At 63.7% G+C, this 18,522-nt stretch carries 14 protein-coding genes, 1 rRNA gene and 1 riboswitch; of the genes, 6 read left to right on the top strand and 9 right to left on the bottom strand.

Annotated elements, in window-relative coordinates; translation table 11 throughout:
* Window positions 1-165: 165 nt before the first annotated feature.
* Window positions 166-1,800 carry a chaperonin GroEL gene (groL, locus tag F595_RS0107540; RefSeq protein WP_022956261.1) on the bottom strand — a complete coding sequence of 545 codons (1,635 nt, stop codon included), beginning with the start codon at window positions 1,798-1,800 and terminating at the stop codon, window positions 166-168.
* A 68-nt stretch (window positions 1,801-1,868) separates the two neighbouring features.
* On the bottom strand, window positions 1,869-2,156 hold the full coding sequence (locus tag F595_RS0107535; RefSeq protein WP_026913354.1) for a co-chaperone GroES: 288 nt from the start codon (window positions 2,154-2,156) through the stop codon (window positions 1,869-1,871).
* A gap of 215 nt (window positions 2,157-2,371) precedes the next feature.
* On the opposite strand from F595_RS0107535, the gene F595_RS0107530 reads away from it, so the two are divergent.
* The 5 genes from F595_RS0107530 (at window position 2,372) to F595_RS0107510 (ending at window position 9,952) form a co-directional block, all read left to right on the top strand.
* On the top strand, window positions 2,372-3,661 hold the full coding sequence (locus F595_RS0107530; protein WP_022956259.1) for an AmpG family muropeptide MFS transporter: 1,290 nt from the start codon (window positions 2,372-2,374) through the stop codon (window positions 3,659-3,661).
* A gap of 107 nt (window positions 3,662-3,768) precedes the next feature.
* Window positions 3,769-5,019 (top strand): OmpP1/FadL family transporter, encoded by a 1,251-nt coding sequence (locus tag F595_RS0107525; RefSeq protein WP_022956258.1) that lies wholly within the window; start codon window positions 3,769-3,771, stop codon window positions 5,017-5,019.
* Between the two features lie 208 nt (window positions 5,020-5,227).
* Window positions 5,228-6,856 carry a 3-(methylthio)propionyl-CoA ligase gene (locus F595_RS0107520; RefSeq protein ID WP_026913353.1) on the top strand — a complete coding sequence of 543 codons (1,629 nt, stop codon included), beginning with the start codon at window positions 5,228-5,230 and terminating at the stop codon, window positions 6,854-6,856.
* A gap of 131 nt (window positions 6,857-6,987) precedes the next feature.
* A riboswitch (cobalamin riboswitch) is annotated at window positions 6,988-7,190 on the top strand.
* Window positions 7,191-7,306: 116 nt separating this feature from the next.
* A complete protein-coding gene (locus tag F595_RS0107515; protein WP_022956256.1) occupies window positions 7,307-9,388 on the top strand; it encodes a TonB-dependent receptor in 2,082 nt (693 codons plus the stop codon).
* A gap of 12 nt (window positions 9,389-9,400) precedes the next feature.
* Window positions 9,401-9,952 (top strand): cob(I)yrinic acid a,c-diamide adenosyltransferase, encoded by a 552-nt coding sequence (locus F595_RS0107510; RefSeq protein ID WP_022956255.1) that lies wholly within the window; start codon window positions 9,401-9,403, stop codon window positions 9,950-9,952.
* Between the two features lie 116 nt (window positions 9,953-10,068).
* Here F595_RS0107510 and F595_RS0107505 read toward each other — a convergent pair whose 3' ends face one another.
* The 5 genes from F595_RS0107505 to ampD all read right to left on the bottom strand — a co-directional run bounded on the left by F595_RS0107505 (window position 10,069) and on the right by ampD (window position 16,934).
* Window positions 10,069-11,754, bottom strand: coding sequence for a 2-oxo acid dehydrogenase subunit E2 (locus F595_RS0107505; protein WP_022956254.1), 1,686 nt, complete (start codon window positions 11,752-11,754; stop codon window positions 10,069-10,071).
* A 10-nt stretch (window positions 11,755-11,764) separates the two neighbouring features.
* Complete coding sequence (gene aceE / locus F595_RS0107500) at window positions 11,765-14,425, bottom strand: pyruvate dehydrogenase (acetyl-transferring), homodimeric type (RefSeq protein WP_022956253.1); 2,661 nt, start codon at window positions 14,423-14,425, stop codon at window positions 11,765-11,767.
* Between the two features lie 121 nt (window positions 14,426-14,546).
* Window positions 14,547-15,497: an ABC transporter substrate-binding protein gene (locus tag F595_RS13310; RefSeq protein ID WP_022956252.1), complete on the bottom strand. Its 951-nt coding sequence runs from the start codon at window positions 15,495-15,497 to the stop codon at window positions 14,547-14,549.
* Window positions 15,482-16,345 carry a hypothetical protein gene (locus tag F595_RS0107490; protein WP_022956251.1) on the bottom strand — a complete coding sequence of 288 codons (864 nt, stop codon included), beginning with the start codon at window positions 16,343-16,345 and terminating at the stop codon, window positions 15,482-15,484. The genes F595_RS13310 and F595_RS0107490 overlap by 16 nt, the downstream gene beginning before the upstream one ends.
* 4 nt (window positions 16,346-16,349) lie before the next feature.
* The gene (ampD, locus tag F595_RS13305) at window positions 16,350-16,934 is read right to left on the bottom strand and encodes a 1,6-anhydro-N-acetylmuramyl-L-alanine amidase AmpD (protein WP_022956250.1); all 585 of its coding nucleotides are present in this window, start codon (window positions 16,932-16,934) and stop codon (window positions 16,350-16,352) included.
* A gap of 110 nt (window positions 16,935-17,044) precedes the next feature.
* On the opposite strand from ampD, the gene nadC reads away from it, so the two are divergent.
* Window positions 17,045-17,887: a carboxylating nicotinate-nucleotide diphosphorylase gene (gene nadC, locus F595_RS0107480; protein WP_022956249.1), complete on the top strand. Its 843-nt coding sequence runs from the start codon at window positions 17,045-17,047 to the stop codon at window positions 17,885-17,887.
* 58 nt (window positions 17,888-17,945) lie between these two features.
* Here the strand turns inward: nadC and F595_RS0107475 are convergent, their stop codons facing one another.
* Window positions 17,946-18,179: a DUF1653 domain-containing protein gene (locus F595_RS0107475; RefSeq protein WP_022956248.1), complete on the bottom strand. Its 234-nt coding sequence runs from the start codon at window positions 18,177-18,179 to the stop codon at window positions 17,946-17,948.
* 76 nt (window positions 18,180-18,255) lie between these two features.
* Window positions 18,256-18,370: ribosomal RNA gene (gene rrf, locus F595_RS0107470) — 5S ribosomal RNA — on the bottom strand.
* Between the last annotated feature and the right edge of the window lie 152 nt (window positions 18,371-18,522).

The following is an 18,522-nucleotide window of genomic DNA, read 5'->3' as shown; positions in this document are numbered from 1 at the left end:
TCTCCATGTGAACTGGGCATGTCCCGAGCATAGGCTCAGGCTGACAACCGCCATTGGCAGATTCTACGCAGGTGGCTGTCAGTTGGGCCATGCCGTCCGCCGGACCGGAAACGGAAAAGCCCGGCACGGGCCGGGCTTTTCACGAACAGTCGACTGACCGGGGGCTTACATCATGCCGCCCATGCCACCCATGTCCGGCATGGCCGGTGCGGCGGCCTTGTCTTCCGGCGCATCGGTGATCATGGCTTCGGTGGTCAGCATCAGGCCGGCAACCGAGGCGGCGTGTTCAAGCGCGGAGCGGGTGACCTTGGCCGGATCGAGGATGCCCATGACCAGCATGTCGCCGTACTCGCCGCTGGCAGCGTTGTAGCCGAAGCTGCCGGAGCCTTCCTTGACCTTGTTCAGCACCACCGAGGCTTCTTCGCCAGCGTTGGTGACGATCTGGCGCAGCGGGGCTTCCATGGCGCGACGCAGGATGCTGATGCCGGCAGTCTGGTCTTCGTTGTCACCCTTGAGCGACTCCAGGGCCTTGATGGCTCGCACCAGGGCGACACCGCCACCGGCCACGACACCTTCTTCCACGGCGGCGCGGGTGGCGTGCAGGGCGTCATCCACGCGGTCCTTCTTTTCCTTCATCTCGATCTCGGTGGCAGCGCCGACCTTGATCACGGCGACACCGCCGGCGAGCTTGGCAACGCGCTCCTGCAGCTTCTCGCGATCGTAGTCCGAGGTGGCTTCCTCGATCTGGGTACGGATCTGCTTGACGCGCGCCTCGATCTCGGCAGCCTGGCCGGAACCGTCGATGACGGTGGTGTTTTCCTTGGCAACCACCACCTTCTTGGCGTGGCCGAGGTCGTTGAGGCTGGCATTCTCCAGGCTCAGGCCGACTTCCTCGGAGATCACGGTGGCGCCGGTCAGGATGGCGATGTCCTGCAGCATGGCCTTGCGACGGTCACCGAAGCCCGGAGCCTTGACGGCACAGACCTTGACGATGCCGCGCATGGAGTTGACCACGAGGGTGGCCAGGGCTTCGCCCTCGACGTCCTCGGCGATCAGCAGCAGCGGCTTGCCGGACTTGGCGACACCTTCCAGCACCGGGATCAGCTCACGGATGTTGGAGATCTTCTTGTCGACCAGCAGAATGAACGGATTGTCCAGCTCGGCGGTCATGGTGTCCTGCTTGTTCGCGAAGTACGGGCTGATGTAGCCGCGATCGAACTGCATGCCTTCCACGACATCGAGGGTGTCCTCGAAGCCCGAGCCTTCCTCGACGGTGATCACGCCTTCCTTGCCGACTTTTTCCATGGCTTGGGCGATCAGGTCACCGATGGTGGTGTCAGAGTTGGCCGAGATCGAACCGACCTGGGCGATGGCCTTGGTGTCCGAGCAGGGCTGGGAGATGGCCTTGATCTCGGCGACAGCGGCGCGCACGGCCTTGTCGATGCCGCGCTTGAGGTCCATCGGGTTCATGCCGGCGGCGACCGACTTCAGGCCTTCGTTGAGGATGGACTGGGCCAGCACGGTGGCGGTGGTGGTGCCGTCACCGGCGATGTCGGCGGTCTTGGAAGCGACTTCCTTGACCAGCTGGGCGCCCATGTTCTCGAACTTGTCCTTGAGCTCGATCTCCTTGGCCACGGACACGCCGTCCTTGGTGATGTGCGGTGCACCGAAGGACTTGTCGATCACGACATTGCGGCCCTTGGGGCCCAGGGTCACCTTGACCGCATCGGCCAGGATATTGACGCCGGCGATCATGCGGGCGCGGGCGGAGTCACCGAACTTGACGTCTTTTGCTGCCATTTTTGCTATTCCTCTTGTCAGGGTTCAACGTGATGAGCGTCACCGACGCTCACGACTGCGGACCGGGCTCAGCCCAGCACCGCGAAGATTTCGGATTCCTTCATGATCAGCAGCTCTTCGCCGTCGACCTTGACGGTGCTGCCGCTGTACTGGCCGAACAGGACCTTGTCGCCGACCTTGACGTCGAGCGGACGGACATCGCCGTTGTCCTTGATGATGCCGTTGCCGACAGCCACGACTTCGCCCTGGGACGGCTTCTCGGCCGCCGAGCCCGGGAGCAGGATGCCGCCAGCGGTCTTGGTTTCTTCTTCAACGCGACGGATCACGACACGGTCGTGCAAGGGACGAATTTTCATCGGAACCTCCTCATGGTTGCTGTGAATCTGCGGCCCCGACACGGGTACCGCACAATCGGTTGCCAGCCTGGATTGCCGGCTTGTCTTTGTGATGGGGATGGAAGTCCGGCGTTCAAGGGCAGACCGGCAAAATTTTTCCAGTCATTTCAGAGGCTCGTGTCCACGGGCACATGCTCTGTCGTTACAGTAGGCGCAGCCTGATTCGAGACCCCGTCATGACCGACACGCCCGCCATTACCTTGCGCGCCGCCTTTGCCCGGCCCGCCGCCTTCACCCTGCTGCTGTTCGGTTTCGCCTCCGGCCTGCCCTTCCTGCTGGTCGGCGGCACCTTGTCGGTGTGGCTCAAGGACAGCGGCATCTCGCTCGAAGACATTGGCCTGATCAGCCTCGCCGGCCTCGCCTACGCCTTCAAGTTTCTCTGGGCACCGCTGGTGGATCGCGCACGTCTGCCTCTGCTGCAGCGTCTGGGGCGGCGACGCAGCTGGCTGCTACTGGCGCAGATCCTGCTTGCGGCAGCCCTGCTAGGCATGAGTGTCGTCACGCCCGCCAGCGCCACCGCCCTGCCGCTGTTCGTTGCCCTGGTCGTTCTGGCCGGCTTTGCCGGCGCCACCCAGGACGTGGTGGTGGATGCCTACCGCATCGAGATCGCGCCGCCGGAGATGCAGGGCGCGCTGGCCGCCACCTATACGCTGGGCTATCGCCTGGCGCTGCTCGTTTCCGGTGCACTGGCCCTCGTGCTCGCCGACCACGTCGACTGGCCGCTGATCTACCAGGGCATGGCCGCGCTGGTCGGACTGATCATGCTGTCGACACTGTGGGCCAGCGAACCGCCGGCGCCAGAGGCCCTGCCCGCACAGCCCTGGTTGCGCGCCGTGCGCGACAGCGTGGTGGCCCCGTTTCACGATTTCTTCCAGCGCTACGCCGGCTGGCTGGGGCTGGGCATTCTGGTGTTCATCGGGCTGTTCAAGATCTCGGACCAGATGCTGGGCGTGATGGCACTGCCCTTTTATCTGGACAGCGGCTTCAGCAAGACCGAGATCGCCGGCGTCTCAAAGCTGTTCGGGGTCTGGGTCGGCATCGCCGGCGCCTTCATTGGCGGTGCCTGCGCCGTGCGCCTGGGCATACACACCACGCTGCTGATCGGCATGATCATCGGTGCCGTCAGCAACCTGCTGTATCTTCTGCTGTCCTATTTTCCCGGCGATCTCGGCGTCTTCGTCGCCGTGATCGGAGGCGAGAACCTGTCCGGCGGTTTTCTCGGTGCCGCTGCCGTGGCCTGGCTGTCATCGCTGGTGAATCAGGCCCATACCGCCACGCAATATGCCCTGTTCAGCTCGCTGGTCACCCTGCCCGGCAAACTTATCGGGGGATTCTCCGGTTTCATGGTCGCCGGCATGGGCTACAACGGCTTTTTCATTTTTTCCACCATTTGCGTGATTCCAGCACTTGCACTTTTTCTCTGGATATCTAAATACTTGTGCAGGAAGCCCGAAGTTGGTGCTTAAGACACACGAATGCAACGAAAGTGTGCGTAAAGCGCTGTAGAGAAGAAGAATCGGGCTACCTAATCTTGCACTAATTTCCAGCTATGGATGCATTGAGGGTAACGATTATGAAGCTGAATCAACTGACCGTGGCCATTCTGGCCGCCGGGTTCGCCGCCCAGGCCTCCGCCGCCGGCTTCGCGCTGAGCGAGCAGAGCGTTTCCGCCAATGGCACCGCCAATGCCGGACGTGCCTCCGACGCTGTCGATGCCTCCGTGGTCTACAACAACCCCGCCGCCATGCACAAGCTGAAGCAGGCGCAGATCACCACCAACGTGTCGTTCATTGATGCGGACACGAAGATCAAGAATCAAAGCGTTGCTCCCCCAGCATTGGCTGCAACTGGCAATAGCAAAGGCGACATTGTTCCTCACTCTTTCATCCCATCAGGCTACTTTACCTCAGGTGATCAAGGCGGCTGGGCCTGGGGCGTTGGCGCATATAGCGGCTTCGGCCTCAAGACCAATCACAACGATGGCTTTGCTGGTCGCTACCTGGGCAATAAAAGTGACGTGAAGATCATGACCGTCCAACCTACAGTGAGCTACAAGCTTCATGACAAACTGTCCGTTGGTGTCGGCGCGACCATTAACAAGCTCGAAGCCTATTTGAGCAGCAACCCCGCTGACGCACTTGGTGCATTTGCCCTTGGCAAGAATGCTGGTCGTGTTCAAATTGAAGGCGATGACATGGGCTATGGCTTCAATCTCGCACTGCATTCAGACGTGACAGAAAACACCCAAGTTGGTCTGGTTTACCGCTCCAAGGTCAAATACAAGATCGATGACGGTGAAATTCGCCTCGGCGTTGGATTTGGACCGGCTGCAGGGGAGTTTGACGCGAGTACCGCCATCTCGACACCAGAAAGTGTAGAGCTTGGTATTACCCATGCCCTTTCTCAGAAAACCAAACTGCATGCCACAAGCAGCTGGACAAGGTGGAGCCGATTCAAAAGCCTAGATGTTGATAACGGCTCACTTCTCGGCGCACAGTCCGAAGAGTTCAATTGGAAAGACTCCATGGCCTATGCCGTGGGCGTCAGCCACGCGCTGGATGACAAGCTGACCGTTCGTGCCGGCCTCGCCTATGACAACACCCCGGTAGCTCCGGCCGATCGAGGCGTCCGTCTGCCCAGTGGCGACCGCCGTGTAGCTAGCGTCGGTGCAGGTTATGCACTGACACCGAACCAGGTGGTGGATGTGTCCTACATGTACATTGATGAAGAGCGTGCTGACGTGAATCGTCCGGCAGATGGCTACGCCGCCACCTTCCAGAACTCCGCCAGCATCTACGGCGTGCAATACACCCTCAAGTTCTGATCACCTGATCTGACCTGAGGCAACAGGAGCCCGGCACCCGCCGGGCTCTTTCATTTGAGCCTGTCAGAACAAAGAACGATCTCGGCAAAACCCTCCCAAAGCGCAGCTACAGACCCACTGGTCACACCCGTCCGGCATTGCCATACTCGGTCCGTACTCAAGAAACATCGGTCATATCCCGGAACCGATGCCTGCCACGGAGCCTGTCATGCTGGGTCAAATGCAGAACCGTCCCCTCCTCATCGCCGACCTCATTGATTTCGCCGAGCGCTTCCACGGCGATGGCGAGATTGTCAGTCGCCGCGTCGAGGGTGACATCCATCGCTACACCTATGCCGATGCCGCGAAACGCGCGCGTCAGGTCGCTCATGCGCTCGATCGTCTCGACATTCCCGAGGGCAACCGGGTGGGCACGCTGGCCTGGAACGGCTATCGCCATTTCGAGCTCTACTATGGCGTGTCCGGCAGCGGCCGCGTGCTGCATACCATCAATCCGCGCCTGCACCCGGAGCAGGTGGCGTGGATCATCAATCACGCCGAAGACGAGGCACTCTGCTTCGACCTCACCTTCCTGCCCATCATCAAGGCCATTCATGCGCACTGCCCGGGCGTGAAGCGCTGGATCGCCCTCTGTAACGGCAGCGCGCTTCCTGCCGACAGCGGCATCCCCAATCTGCTCGCCTACGAAGCCTGGATCGCCGGCGAACCGGACTGGTACACGTGGCCGGCGCTGGATGAAAACGCCGCCGCCTGCCTGTGCTACACCAGCGGCACCACCGGCAATCCGAAGGGAGTGCTCTACAGCCACCGCTCCACCGTGCTGCACGCCTATGGCGCCGCCATGCCCGACGTGATGGGCCTGTCGGCTCGCGATGCCGTGCTGCCGGTAGTTCCCATGTTCCACGTCAACGCCTGGGGCATCCCGTACATCGGGGCTGCCGTCGGCTGCAAGCTGGTGTTTCCGGGGCCGGCACTGGACGGCAAGTCGGTCTACGAGCTGATCGAGGCCGAGGGCGTGACCCTGGCCGCCGGCGTACCCACGGTCTGGCAGATGCTGCTCGGCCACCTGCAGCAGCACCAGCTGCGTTTCAGCACGCTGGAACGCACCATCATCGGAGGTTCGGCCTGCCCGCCCGCGATGATCCGGGCCTTCAAGGACGACTATGGCGTGACCGTGCTGCATGCCTGGGGCATGACCGAGATGTCGCCGCTGGGCACGCTGTGCACACTGAAGAAGAAGCACCTGAGTCTGTCGCCCGAGGAACAGCTGAAGATTCTCTGCACCCAGGGCAGACCGGTGTTTGGCGTCGACCTGAAGATCGTCGACGAGTCAGGCAATGCCCTGCCCCACGATGGCGTCGCACAGGGCGAGCTGCTGGTCAGAGGCCCCTGGATCGTCAGCAGCTACTTCAAGGGCGAAGGCGGCGATCCGCTGGTCAACGGCTGGTTCCCCACCGGCGACGTGGCCACGATCAATTCCGAGGGCTATCTGCACATCACCGACCGCAGCAAGGATGTCATCAAGTCGGGAGGGGAATGGATCAGCTCCATCGATGTCGAAAACATCGCCATGGCGCATCCGGCCGTGGCCATGGCCGCCTGCATCGGCATGAAGCACCCGAAATGGGACGAGCGCCCCATCGTGGTGGTGGTGAAGAAACCGGGTACCGACGTCAGCAAGGAAGAGCTGCTGGCCTTCTACCAGGGCAAGTTGAGCAAGTGGCAGATCCCGGATGACGCGGTCTTTGTCGATGCCATCCCGCTCGGCGCCACCGGCAAGATGCAGAAGGTCAAGCTGCGCGAGCAGCTGGCCGGGTATGTGCTGCCTACTGCCTGAACGTCCTGGCAGCACCTGCATCCGGATGCACGCGACGAAATCCCTGATGCAAGCCGGCCCTGCGCCGGCTTTTTCATGCTCGCGAGGTCATGACTGCGGGCACGATGTTGGACAAGCGGTTGTCAACGCCCGACAATGCGCACGTCCTTGGTGTTCAGCTCACGCTGGTCCGTGTCCGCACGGATGGGAAGTCGGTGCAAGTCCGACGCTGCCCCCGCAACGGTGACCCTGGTCAAGCCGCTCGAAAACCACTGTTCCTCCGAATGGGAAGGTGAGCGGCCTCGGCGCAAGCCAGCCAGACAGCCCGGAGACCGACCGATGACATTCACGGCCAGCGCGGAGGGCGCTTTGCGACGTTGAGGGCAGCACGCCACGTGCCGCCCCGCTTCGTGCTGGCCTTTCCCGGAATCACTGTCTGCGGGAAGGCGACAGTTTGGAGCGAGCACCTCAATGAAATACCTGCCTTTTACCCTGGCGCCGCTGGCGCTGGGCATATCCCTCATCGCGTCAGCAAACGATGTCCCCGTTGATGACACCCTGCCCGACATCGTGGTCAGCGCCAGCCGACTCACGGAACAAGCCGGTGCCCAGTCCCTGCGAGTGATCTCTCGCGAGCAGATCGAAACCTCCACGGCGCAGACCCTGCCCGACCTGCTGCGTCAGGTTCCCGGCCTTCAGGTGCGCTCCCTCTTCGGCGTCAACAGCTCGGAGGCCATTGTCGACCTCGGCGCCTTTGGTCCTGCGGCGGCGCAGAACACCCTGATCCTGATTGACGGACGTCGTCAGAACGACATCGATTCCAGCGCCACCGACATCGGCGCCCTGTCACTGGATCAGGTCGAACGCATCGAAATCCTGCCCGGCTCCGGAGGCGTGCTGTATGGAGATGGTGCAGTCGGTGGCACGATCAACATCATCACCCGCGACCAGCGCATCAATCGCACGCGTATCACCCTTGGGGCTGGCAGCTATGACACGGAAGAAGCGCAACTGCTCAGCCAGTTTGCCGCCAGCCGAATCGCTGGCCAGACGTTCATCAAGCACAGCCGTTCCGATGGCTACCGTGACAACAGTCAAGCCAATCGCATCGAAGCTGGCAGCAAGCTGCAGCTGGACCTGACGGAAAGGCAGTCACTGTATGGCAGCTTCCAGGCTTCGCGACAGGATACCGGTCTGCCCGGCTTCCGCAGCGTGACGGCTCGGGAAGACCAGCTCAATGACAGCCCGCGTGAAGCCAGCTCTCAGCTGGACTATGCGGATACCGAGCGCTTGCAGGGAACCGTCGGCTGGCGAGCCGTGCTCCGTCCGGACACCACGCTGGTGCTTGAAGCAGCACATCGCCAGAAGCAGCAGCGCGCCCTTTTTGTTGATCCTTTTTTTTCTCGATACATCGACACACGTCTGCAGACAACCAGCCTCAGTCCACGACTGGAACAGCAGGCACGACTTGCGAACTGGAGCGGCCCACTCACGATCGGCGTCGACCTGCAGCTGAGCGACTATGACTCAGACCGCAAGGCCGATGAAAACGCAGACGCCATCCACAGGCTCAACATCACTTCACGCAATCAGAGCATCTATGCTCACCAGACACTGCGAAACGGCAACACGTCCGTAACGCTGGGTGTGCGCGAGACTCGTGCACGGCTGCGAGCACGGGACCGTTATGACGAAAGCGCTGATCCATTTGGTGGCGGAGATGCTAAGGCAGCTCCTTACAATGCAACCCTTAAGGCTTCGCTCTACGAGGCAGCAGTCGGCCAGCAGATCAGCCCGCAAACACAGGTTGGCCTGGGAATTGCCCGTAATGTCCGCCTGCCGACCGTCGATGACCTATTTGAAGGGTTTGGTTTAGGATTTCCCGGCTTTTCTGATCCACGCGCGTTTTCCCCACTACGCCCTCAAGTCGGCAAGAACCTGACGGCCTATGCCCAGACCCGCGCAGGCAAGACGGACATTCGCCTGGATGCCTTCCATCACCGGCTGCGCAACGAGATCTACTTCAGCAACGAGACCTTCACCAACGACAACATCGATCCGACGCGTCGTGAAGGCATCTCGCTGAGTGTCGGTGCGCCGTTGACAGGAGCCACGCGCCTGGATGCCAGCACCACCTTCCAGCGCGCACGTTTCAGCGCTGGCGCCAACAAGGGCAATGATGTGCCGCTGGTGGCGCGTCATCTGGCACAGCTGCAGCTGACTCATGATCTGAACGCACGCTGGCAGCTGGCCGTGTCGAGCAACTACACCGGCAGCCGCCATTTCGACAACGATGACGAAAACTCCTTCGGCCGTCGTGCACCTGTCATGGTGCGCAGCGATGCGGCAATCCGCTATCGTCAGGGCAACTGGCGCGTCACCGGCACGGTGCGCAACCTGACCGACGAGCGTGACCAGTACGACTATGCTGCCAGCAGCGGCCTGCCCTTTGGCACCCTGGTCATGAATCCGTGGGGCACCTCGGAAGGCAAGTACAACGCCTATCCGCTGCCGGGCCGAAACCTGCTGGTCAACATCGAATACACCTTCTGAGTCGAGGACACCATGGGCTACCGCCTCTCCAGGATCTACACCCGCACCGGCGATGACGGCAGTACGGGGCTCGGCGACGGCAGCCGCGTTCGCAAGGACGCGGCACGGGTCGAGGCCTACGGCACGGTCGACGAAACCAATGCGGCAGTCGGCCTGCTGCGTGCCCAGCTGCCGCAGCAGCATCCGGCGCAGGACATGCTCACCCATGTGCAGCATGACCTGTTCGATGTCGGCGGCGAGCTCTGCATTCCGGGTCACCGGATGCTCACCGCCGCCTACATCGAGCGGCTGGAGCAAGCCATCGACGCCATCAACGAGCATCTGCCGCCGCTGAAGGACTTCATCCTGCCCGGCGGTTCGCTGGCGGCGTCACAGGCACACATGGCGCGCACCATCTGCCGCCGAGCCGAGCGCCGCACGTTGACGCTGGCTGATCTGGAAGAAGTCAGCCCGCTGGCCGTGCAGTACCTGAATCGCCTGTCTGACTACCTGTTCGTGCTGGCGCGTCAGCTGGCACGCGAGGATGGCGGCCAGGAAGTGCTGTGGCGGGCGCGCACGACCTGACGCCGCTGTGCCCACGCGTCACACCAGACGATGGGCTCAGCAAAGTTGCTGCACCAGTGCTGAATGAAAAAACCGGGCCATGGTCCGGTTTTTTTCATAACTCACGACACCATGTGTCAGACCAGCAATCGCCGGATGTCGGCCAGCAGAACACCCAGACGCGTGGTGAAGCGTGCCGCCACGGCACCGTCGATGACACGGTGATCGTAGGACAGCGACAGCGGCAGCATCAGACGCGGCACGAAGCCCTTGCCATCCCAGACCGGCTGCTGGCTGGCTTTAGACAGCCCGAGGATGCCCACTTCCGGCCAGTTCACCAGCGGCGTGAACGCGGTGCCCCCGACCCCGCCCAGCGACGAGATGCTGAACGTCGCCCCCTGCATGGCTGCCGGCGGCAGCTTGCCGGTGCGGGCCTGCTCGGAGAGCTCGCCGAGCGTGCGCGCCATCTGGCTCAGGCTCATGCGGTCGGCGTTGTGCAGCACCGGCACCAGCAGGCCATTGGGCGTGTCGACGGCAATGCCGATGTTGACGTAGTCCTTGACCACGAGGTTCTCGCCATCCCGCGCCAGCGAGCTGTTGAACACCGGCATCTCGCGCAGCAGATAGGCCACCGCCTTGGCGACCAGCACGGTCATGGTCAGCGACAGGCCATCCTTCTTGAAGCTGTCACGCAGACTGAGACGGAAGGCCTCAAGCTCGGTGATGTCAGCGAGGTCGAACTGCGTGACCTGGGGCACGATCAATGCGGAGCGGGCGAGATTCTCGGCCGACTTGCGCTGGATGCGCGAGCGCGGCCGGAGCTCAACCTCGCCCCACTTGCGGTAATCCGGCTCGGCCGGCAGATCACCGAAGAGCGCGGCCATGCCGCCACCGGATGCAGCTGGCGCGGCCGCCACGGGTCGCGACAGCTGCTGCTTGACCCAGGCGTGCAGGTCATCCTTCTGGATGCGCTGGCGTGGCCCGCTGCCGGTCACCTGCGACAGATCCACGCCAAGCTCGCGAGCGAGCTTGCGCACGGCAGGCCCGGCATGCACCGGTCCCGACGGCGCCGTGGCAGCACTTGGTTCTGCTGGCGAGAGCGCGACGGACGCAGATGAGGCCGATGCCGCAGACTGTGCAACGGGCGCGGCCGATGCCGGCACTGGTGCAGCCACTGACGCGGCGGCCACAGCAGCGGGGACGCTGCCCGGCGCGGCGCCGGACTGCAGCGACAGCAAAGCATCACCCTGCCTGACCGCCTGACCGACCGTGACCACCCAGGCCACCAGCACGCCATCCGCGGGGGCCGGCAGCTCCAGACTGGCCTTGTCCGACTCCAGCACGGCAATCGGCTGATCCTTCTTCACCGTGGCACCGGCCGGTACCAGCAGCTCGATGACCTCGGCCTGCTCGACGCCGAGATCGGGGACGCTGATCTGCTCGACCGAACCCGCAGCGGCTGTCACCGCCTCAGGCACGACGGCTGGCGTCGCCGCTGACGCCATGAAAGCAACCGGCGCCGGCACGTCTGCCTCGGCAGCCGGCTCGGATGCAGCTGCTGCCGGCACAGACGCGGCTGCGCTCGCCCCGCCCGCCTCCACCAGCGTCATCAAGGCATCGCCCTGCTTGACGCGCTGGCCGACCGTGACCGCCCAGGCCTGCACGACGCCATCGGCCTCGGCAGGCAGCTCCAGGCTGGCCTTGTCCGATTCCAGCACGGCAATCGCCTGATCCTTCTTCACCATGGCACCCGGCTGCACCAGCAGCTCGATCACCTCGGCCTCATCGACCCCCAGGTCAGGTACGCTGATCTGCTTGCTCATGATCAGCTCCTCAGGCGTTGGCCGCAGCAATCTGGGACGGATCAACACCCCAGCGTGCGCGTGCGGCCAGCAGCTTGTCCGTGGTGATGTCACCCGCCTCGTGCAACGACGCCAGCGCCGCATAGGCGACATGGGCGGCATCGACCTCGAAGTGGCGACGCAGCTGGGCGCGCGAGTCGGAACGGCCGAAACCGTCGGTGCCCAGCACTCGGTAGCTGCGACCCGCCGGCACGTAGGCGCGAATCTGGTCGGCATGCACCTTCATGTAATCGGTGGCCGCGATGATCGGTCCCTTGCTGCCGGCCAGCTGGCTGCTGACCCATGCCACACGCGGCTTCTGCTCCGGGTTGAGCAGGTTCCAGCGCTCCACCTCCTGAGCCTCGCGACGCAGCTCGGTGAAGCTGGTGGCACTCCAGATGCTGGCGCGCACGCCCTCTTCGGCAAGCAGCACGGCAGCCGCTTCGACCTCGCGCAGGATGGTACCCCCGCCCATCAGCTGCACCTCCGGTCCCTTGCCCTTCTTCGCGGCCTGCAGGCGATAGATACCGCGACGGATGCCCTCCTCGCAGCCCACCGGCATGGCCGGGTGCGGGTAGTTCTCGTTCATCACGGTGAGGTAGTAGTAGACGTCCTCCTGCTCGCCATACATGCGGCGCAGGCCGTCCTGCACGATGACCGCGATCTCGTAGCTGTAGGTCGGGTCGTAGGCGATGCAGTTGGGGATGGTCGCGGCCAGGATGTGCGAGTGACCATCCTCGTGCTGCAGACCTTCGCCGTTGAGCGTGGTGCGTCCGGCGGTGGCACCGATCAGGAAGCCGCGCGCGCGGCTGTCGCCGGCGGCCCAGGCCAGGTCGCCGATGCGCTGGAAGCCGAACATCGAGTAGTACAGGTAGAACGGCACCAGCGGCTGGTCATGCACGCTGTAGGCCGTGGCGCAGGCGACCCAGGCGCTCATGGCGCCGGCCTCGTTGATGCCCTCCTCGAGGATCTGGCCCTTGAGGTCCTCGCGGTAGTACATGAGCTGGCCGGAGTCTTCGGGCTCGTAGAGCTGGCCGACGCTGGAGTAGATGCCGAGCTGGCGGAACATGCCCTCCATGCCGAAGGTGCGCGCCTCGTCGGGCACGATGGGCACGATGCGCTCGCCGAGGCCCTCCAGCTTGAGCAGCACGCCCATCAGACGCACGATGGCCATGGTGGTGGAAATCGGACGCTCGGAACCGGTGGTGATGGTGCTGAGCTGGTCCAGGGTCGGCACCGGCAGCGCGCGGCTCTTCATGCGGCGCTGCGGCAGATAGCCGCCGAGCTTCTCGCGACGCTCGCGCAGGTAGCGCATCTCGGGACTGTCGTCGGCCGGCCGATAGAACGGCAGCTGCTCCAGCTGCTCATCGGTGAACGGCATGTCGAAGCGGTCGCGGAACTGCTTCAGCGACGGCAGATCCAGCGACTTCAGCTGGTGGGTCTTGTTGACGGCCTGGCCGGCGCCGGTGGCATAGCCCTTGACCGTCTTGGCCAGGATGACCACGGGCTGGCCCTTGGCGGCCATGGCCTCGGCATAGGCGGCATAGACCTTGAACGGGTCGTGGCCGCCGCGATCCAGCGCGGCGATCTCGTCATCGCTGAGATCCTTCACCAGCTCGGCCAGCTCCGGATACTTGCCGAAGAACTTTTCGCGGGTATAGGCGCCGCCACGGTTCTTGAAGGCCTGGTACTCGCCGTCCACGGCCTCGTTCATGCGCTGGCGCAGGGCACCGCTCTCGTCACGCGCCAGCAGCGGATCCCACTTCTTGCCCCAGATGACCTTGATGACCTTCCAGCCGGCGCCACGGAATACCGACTCCAGCTCCTGGATGATCTTGCCGTTGCCACGCACCGGGCCATCGAGGCGCTGCAGGTTGCAGTTGATGACGAAGATCAGGTTGTCGAGCTTCTCGCGGCCCGCGAGGGCAATCGCGCCCAGCGACTCCGGCTCGTCCATCTCGCCGTCACCGAGGAAGGCCCAGACCTTGCGGTTCTGCTCGGGCACGAAACCGCGGTTGATCATGTACTTCATGACATGGGCCTGGTAGATCGCCATGATCGGGCCCAGCCCCATGGACACGGTCGGGAACTGCCAGTAGTCCGGCATCAGCCAGGGATGCGGGTAGCTCGACAAGCCCTCGCCACCTACTTCACGACGGAAGTTCTCGAGCTGGGCCTCGGTGAGGCGTCCTTCCAGAAAGGAACGTGCATAGATGCCCGGTGCCGAGTGCCCCTGGTAATAGATCAGGTCGCCTCCATGCGAGGCATCGGGGGCACGGAAGAAATGATTGAAGCCGACATCGTAGAGCGTTGCCGAGGAGGCAAAGGTGGCGATGTGGCCGCCCAGCTCGTCGTCATTCTGGTTGGCGCGCATGACGATGGCCAGCGCATTCCAGCGCACCAGCGAGCGCAGCTTCCACTCCAGGCTGGGATCCCCCGGCATCAGCGGCTCGCGCTCGCGCGGAATGGTATTGACGTAGGGGGTGTTCAGGCGATCGATGGTGACGCCCAGGTCCGGAGCCAGTGCCAGCAGCTTTTCCAGCAGCTGCCGCGCACGCTCGGGTGATTCGTTTTCCACAACAGAAGCCAGGGCGTCCAGCCATTCCTGCGTTTCCGCGTGGTCGGTGTCGCCGTAGTGACGATGCCGTGCCATGAACTACTCCTTCCCGATGACGGGGCTCAGCCTCTTGGGCCGGGTAAAGAGCAGCCTACCCACTGTTCCGGATAGGAACAGGGGAGTGACTGCTCGGTCATCTGGATAATGTCATGGCTGGTCAGCGCGCTCCAGCACGCCATGGCTTCATTTGCGCACAAAGTGATGGCAGCGCATCAAGCAATGACAGGCCGGGACGCGTCAGCGCCCGGTCATCGACACTGACAATGGCCTGTCGCTGCACGGCCGGCAGACTGGGAAAACGGCGCCAGTAGCGGCGCGCCTCGGCGAGTTGCTCAGGCGCCACCAGGATGATTTCGGGTCGCGCCCTCAGCACCGACTCCGGCTGCACCACCGGCGAGGCCATGCGGCGGTCACTGACAATGTTGTCGACACCGCAGAGGCGAAGCGCCTGGCTGGTCAGATGATCCGGTGACAGCGTGTACAGCGGCGCCTGCCAGATCTGGTAGAAGCCACGCAGGCGCGGTCCGTCACTGCGCTGGCTGCGCAGCAGCAGCAAGCGCCGCTCATGCTGGCGCGCCAGAGCGTCGGCGGCCTGCGCCCGGCCGGCCAGCGCACCCAGCCAGCGCAGGCGTTGCGGAATGTCCTCCAGCCGGGTCGGTTCCACGGCCAGCATGGGCAGGCCGAGACGGCGCAGATGCGCCAGTGGCTGCGGCGAAATGCCGCTGGGCCAGTACACGATCAGATCCGGCTTCTGCTGCCACAGACGCTCGTCATGCACGCGATCGGCAAAGCCGACCACCGGATGTCCGGTCAGGCTGCGCGCATGGGCGCCGGGCAGCAGATGATCATCCTGCACCCCGACGATGCGTTCGCGCGCACCGATGGCATGCAGCATGTCGACCAGATGAGGGCCCAGAACCACCCAGCGCTGCGGCAGTCGCGCCGGCAGCTGCCAGGCGGTACCGGCATCATCGCGCCACTGCGTCAGCCCGGCCGGTGCCGGTGATGCCGCAGCAGGAAGGGGAGCCCCAGGAGAGGCAACGCTCTGCGTCGGCAAACCTGCACACAGCAGGCTGCCGAGCAGACAGGGAATCAGCCGCCAGGCCATAGGGTATGCAGCGCCAGCATGACCATCCAGACAATCAGGGCACGCTGCAGCAGCGCACTGAGCTCAAGCAGCGCCTGCTCAAGACCGACCGAGGGACTCAGCGTGACGTCGAGATCGGCCGGCTCGGCCGCCTCCGCCGCCTGATCCAGCAATTCGGCACTGGCCACCTCGGGCTTCAGCAGCCGCTCGCGGATGACCTGCCAGGTGTCCTTGAAGTTGCCGGCCAGCGCCAGGCTCAGGGCCAGCAGACGCGTCGGCAGCCAGTCGGCGAGATCGCGCCAGCGCGTCGCCAGATCACGAACGGCCTCCTCGGGATGCTGCTCGGCACGACGCACCAGGTAATAGCCCAGCGCGGCCACCGGGCTCGCCAGCAGCAACCAGAACAACGGCGAGAACAGTTCGGTGAGCTGGCCGGAAAGCACGCGCCGACGTGCCTGCAGCAGCAGCTCACGCACATTGGTGGCCGACACCTCGACCGCATCACGCACCATGGCACTGTCGGTGACATCAGGAACATGTTCGTCACCATGATCATCGTCGCCATCGTCCGGGCTGTCGGGCGCCGCGACCGGCTGCTGGCTGTCACCAAACACCACCAGCAGCACCAGTGCCGCCGGCAGCAGCGTCAGCACACTCAGACCGACCTCGCGAAAAGCCTGCAGGATGATGCCCAGCACCACCATGGGAATGATCAGGATCAGCGCCAGCCTCACACCGACAGCGATCGATGCCGGCAGACGCGCCGACACCTGCAGCCAGGTCGTCCCCGGACGGGCAGCCGGCACGCGCCATTCCGCCGGCATGGCGAAATAGGCAGCCAGCGACAGCAGGGCCAGTAACAGGGTCATGACTTCACTCTCCTCGACATCCAGTCTTGTCAGGTTCAGGTGCCGCAGCAGCCGGCATCAGCGCATGCAGACGCGACCACTCGAAACAGGGTCCGGGATCGCTCTTGCGACCGGGCGCGATGTCGCTGTGGCCGGCGAGCTTTCCGGACGCGTCCGGATAACGCCGCCACAGCGCCTGCAGCACCTGCGCCAGTTGCGCATACTGTATCGCCTCGAAGGGCTGATCGTCGCACCCTTCCAGCTCGATCCCGACAGAAAAGTCATTGCAGTTGCTGCGCCCCTGGTACTCGGAGCGACCGGCATGCCAGGCCCGGCGATCGAAGGGCACGTACTGGACCAGCTCGCCGTCGCGACGAATCAGCAGGTGCGCAGACACTTCCATGCCCGCGATGCTGGCGAAATAGGGATGCTCCGATGCCGGCAGCGTGCCGAGGAAAAGCCGGTCGATCCAGGGCCCGCCGAACTCGCCGGGAGGCAGGCTGATGTTGTGGATCACCGCAAGGCTGATCTCGCCCGTCGGACGCTCGTTGAAATGCGGCGACGGACAGCGGCGCGCGCTGCTCAGCCAGTGTTCGGCATCAATCTGCATGCGGAGGTTCCTGAAACGACGCAACTAGCCTACGCCAAGGCAACCCGTGCGCAAACCCGTGCCTGACATGATTTATACTTCACCGTCTTTTTTCAGCCGGATATCACCTGATGACACCCGACATGCTCAAGGCCGCACTGGCCGCCAACGTGGCCGCCGCTCTCGTCGAGGACATCGGTACCGGAGACATCACGGCTCAGCTGATTCCGGCGGAACGTCAGGCAACCGCCCGGGTGATCACCCGTGATGACATGGTGCTGGCTGGCAAGCTCTGGGTCGAGTCCACCTTCGTGGCCGTCGATCCGACACTGAAGATCCGCTGGCTGGTTGATGAAGGTGCCGACATTGCCGCCGGCACGCCGCTGTTCGAGGTCACCGGCAGCGCGCGCAGCCTGCTCACCGCCGAACGCACCGCGCTCAACTTCCTGCAGACCCTGTCGGCCACCGCCACCCATGTGCGCGAACTGACGCGCCTGCTGACCGGCACGCGAGCGCGTCTGCTGGATACCCGCAAGACCCTGCCCGGCCTGCGCGTGGCACAGAAATACGCGGTGCTGGTCGGTGGTGGCGAGAATCACCGCATGGGTCTGTTCGATGCCTTCCTGATCAAGGAAAACCACATCCTGGCCGCCGGCTCGATTGCTGCTGCGGTCAGCGCGGCACGTCAGCAGGCGCCGGGCGCCATGGTGGAAGTCGAGGTGGAGAACCTCGATGAGCTGCAGCAGGCACTGGCTGCGGGTACAGATCGCATCATGCTCGACAACTTTGACCTCGCCGGCATGCGCGACGCGGTCGCCATCACCGCCGGACGCGCCCAGCTCGAGGCATCCGGAAACGTCAACCGCAGCACCCTGCGCGGCATTGCCGAAACCGGCGTCGACTACATCTCGCTGGGCACCATCACCAAGGACATCAAGGCCGTCGACCTGTCCATGCGCCTGCTCGACGCCTGAGCGGGCAACGCGGCACCTGCACGGGCGCCGCCGTGCCCTGGCATGGCCTGAGTCGTCGTCAGCCCGGCATGTCCTCTCCAATCCAGGCGAAACGCGGCATCTCCTCCCCGTCGGGCCCCGTCACCATCCCGGTGAACATCGCGTGCGGTCGCACCCAGCGACCCCAGTCGCCGTAGCAGGTGCGGTACAGCACCAGCCACTCCTCCGTCTCGGAATGACGCACAAGATCCAGCACTTCGTAGACCGGCCCCTTGTAGTGCCGGTAAAAGCCCTTGCGTACGGTTGGCTGCATGCCTGAAATCCCTTTGAAAACAGTCAGAAAGCAAAAACCCCCAACCGTGATACGGTTGAGGGTTCGTGCATTAGGTGCCTGGCAATGACCTACTTTCACATGGCGAATGCCACACTATCATCGGCGCTGAGTGGTTTCACTTCTGAGTTCGAGAAGGGATCAGGTGGTTCACACTCGCTATGGTCGCCAGGCAATTCGGCGGACCGGATGTCGCTGCTGCTCGCGCAACACAACATCGTCCAAATTCGTGATTCGAGTCTGTAGAGAACGCGTCAAGCGCTTTGTCTTTCATCAATCAATCGCCCGTCTGCATTGCAGACTGCTTGGGCGTTATATGGTCAAG

It is taken from the genome of Perlucidibaca piscinae DSM 21586, assembly GCF_000420045.1.
Classification (GTDB): Bacteria; Pseudomonadota; Gammaproteobacteria; order Pseudomonadales; family Moraxellaceae; genus Perlucidibaca; species Perlucidibaca piscinae.
The sequence above is the reverse complement of the archived record's forward strand: the minus strand, read 5'-3'. Positions and strand labels throughout refer to the sequence as shown.

Excerpts from the sequence above, each read along its gene's own strand:
- groL (WP_022956261.1), bottom strand. The coding sequence starts at position 1,800 with ATGGCAGCAAAAGACGTCAAGTTCGGTGACTCCGCCCGCGCCCGCATG.
- F595_RS0107535 (WP_026913354.1), bottom strand. The coding sequence starts at position 2,156 with ATGAAAATTCGTCCCTTGCACGACCGTGTCGTGATCCGTCGCGTTGAA.
- F595_RS0107530 (WP_022956259.1), top strand. The coding sequence starts at position 2,372 with ATGACCGACACGCCCGCCATTACCTTGCGCGCCGCCTTTGCCCGGCCC.
- F595_RS0107525 (WP_022956258.1), top strand. The coding sequence starts at position 3,769 with ATGAAGCTGAATCAACTGACCGTGGCCATTCTGGCCGCCGGGTTCGCC.
- F595_RS0107520 (WP_026913353.1), top strand. The coding sequence starts at position 5,228 with ATGCTGGGTCAAATGCAGAACCGTCCCCTCCTCATCGCCGACCTCATT.
- F595_RS0107515 (WP_022956256.1), top strand. The coding sequence starts at position 7,307 with ATGAAATACCTGCCTTTTACCCTGGCGCCGCTGGCGCTGGGCATATCC.
- F595_RS0107510 (WP_022956255.1), top strand. The coding sequence starts at position 9,401 with ATGGGCTACCGCCTCTCCAGGATCTACACCCGCACCGGCGATGACGGC.
- F595_RS0107505 (WP_022956254.1), bottom strand. The coding sequence starts at position 11,754 with ATGAGCAAGCAGATCAGCGTACCTGACCTGGGGGTCGATGAGGCCGAG.
- aceE (WP_022956253.1), bottom strand. The coding sequence starts at position 14,425 with ATGGCACGGCATCGTCACTACGGCGACACCGACCACGCGGAAACGCAG.
- F595_RS13310 (WP_022956252.1), bottom strand. The coding sequence starts at position 15,497 with ATGGCCTGGCGGCTGATTCCCTGTCTGCTCGGCAGCCTGCTGTGTGCA.
- F595_RS0107490 (WP_022956251.1), bottom strand. The coding sequence starts at position 16,345 with ATGACCCTGTTACTGGCCCTGCTGTCGCTGGCTGCCTATTTCGCCATG.
- ampD (WP_022956250.1), bottom strand. The coding sequence starts at position 16,934 with ATGCAGATTGATGCCGAACACTGGCTGAGCAGCGCGCGCCGCTGTCCG.
- nadC (WP_022956249.1), top strand. The coding sequence starts at position 17,045 with ATGACACCCGACATGCTCAAGGCCGCACTGGCCGCCAACGTGGCCGCC.
- F595_RS0107475 (WP_022956248.1), bottom strand. The coding sequence starts at position 18,179 with ATGCAGCCAACCGTACGCAAGGGCTTTTACCGGCACTACAAGGGGCCG.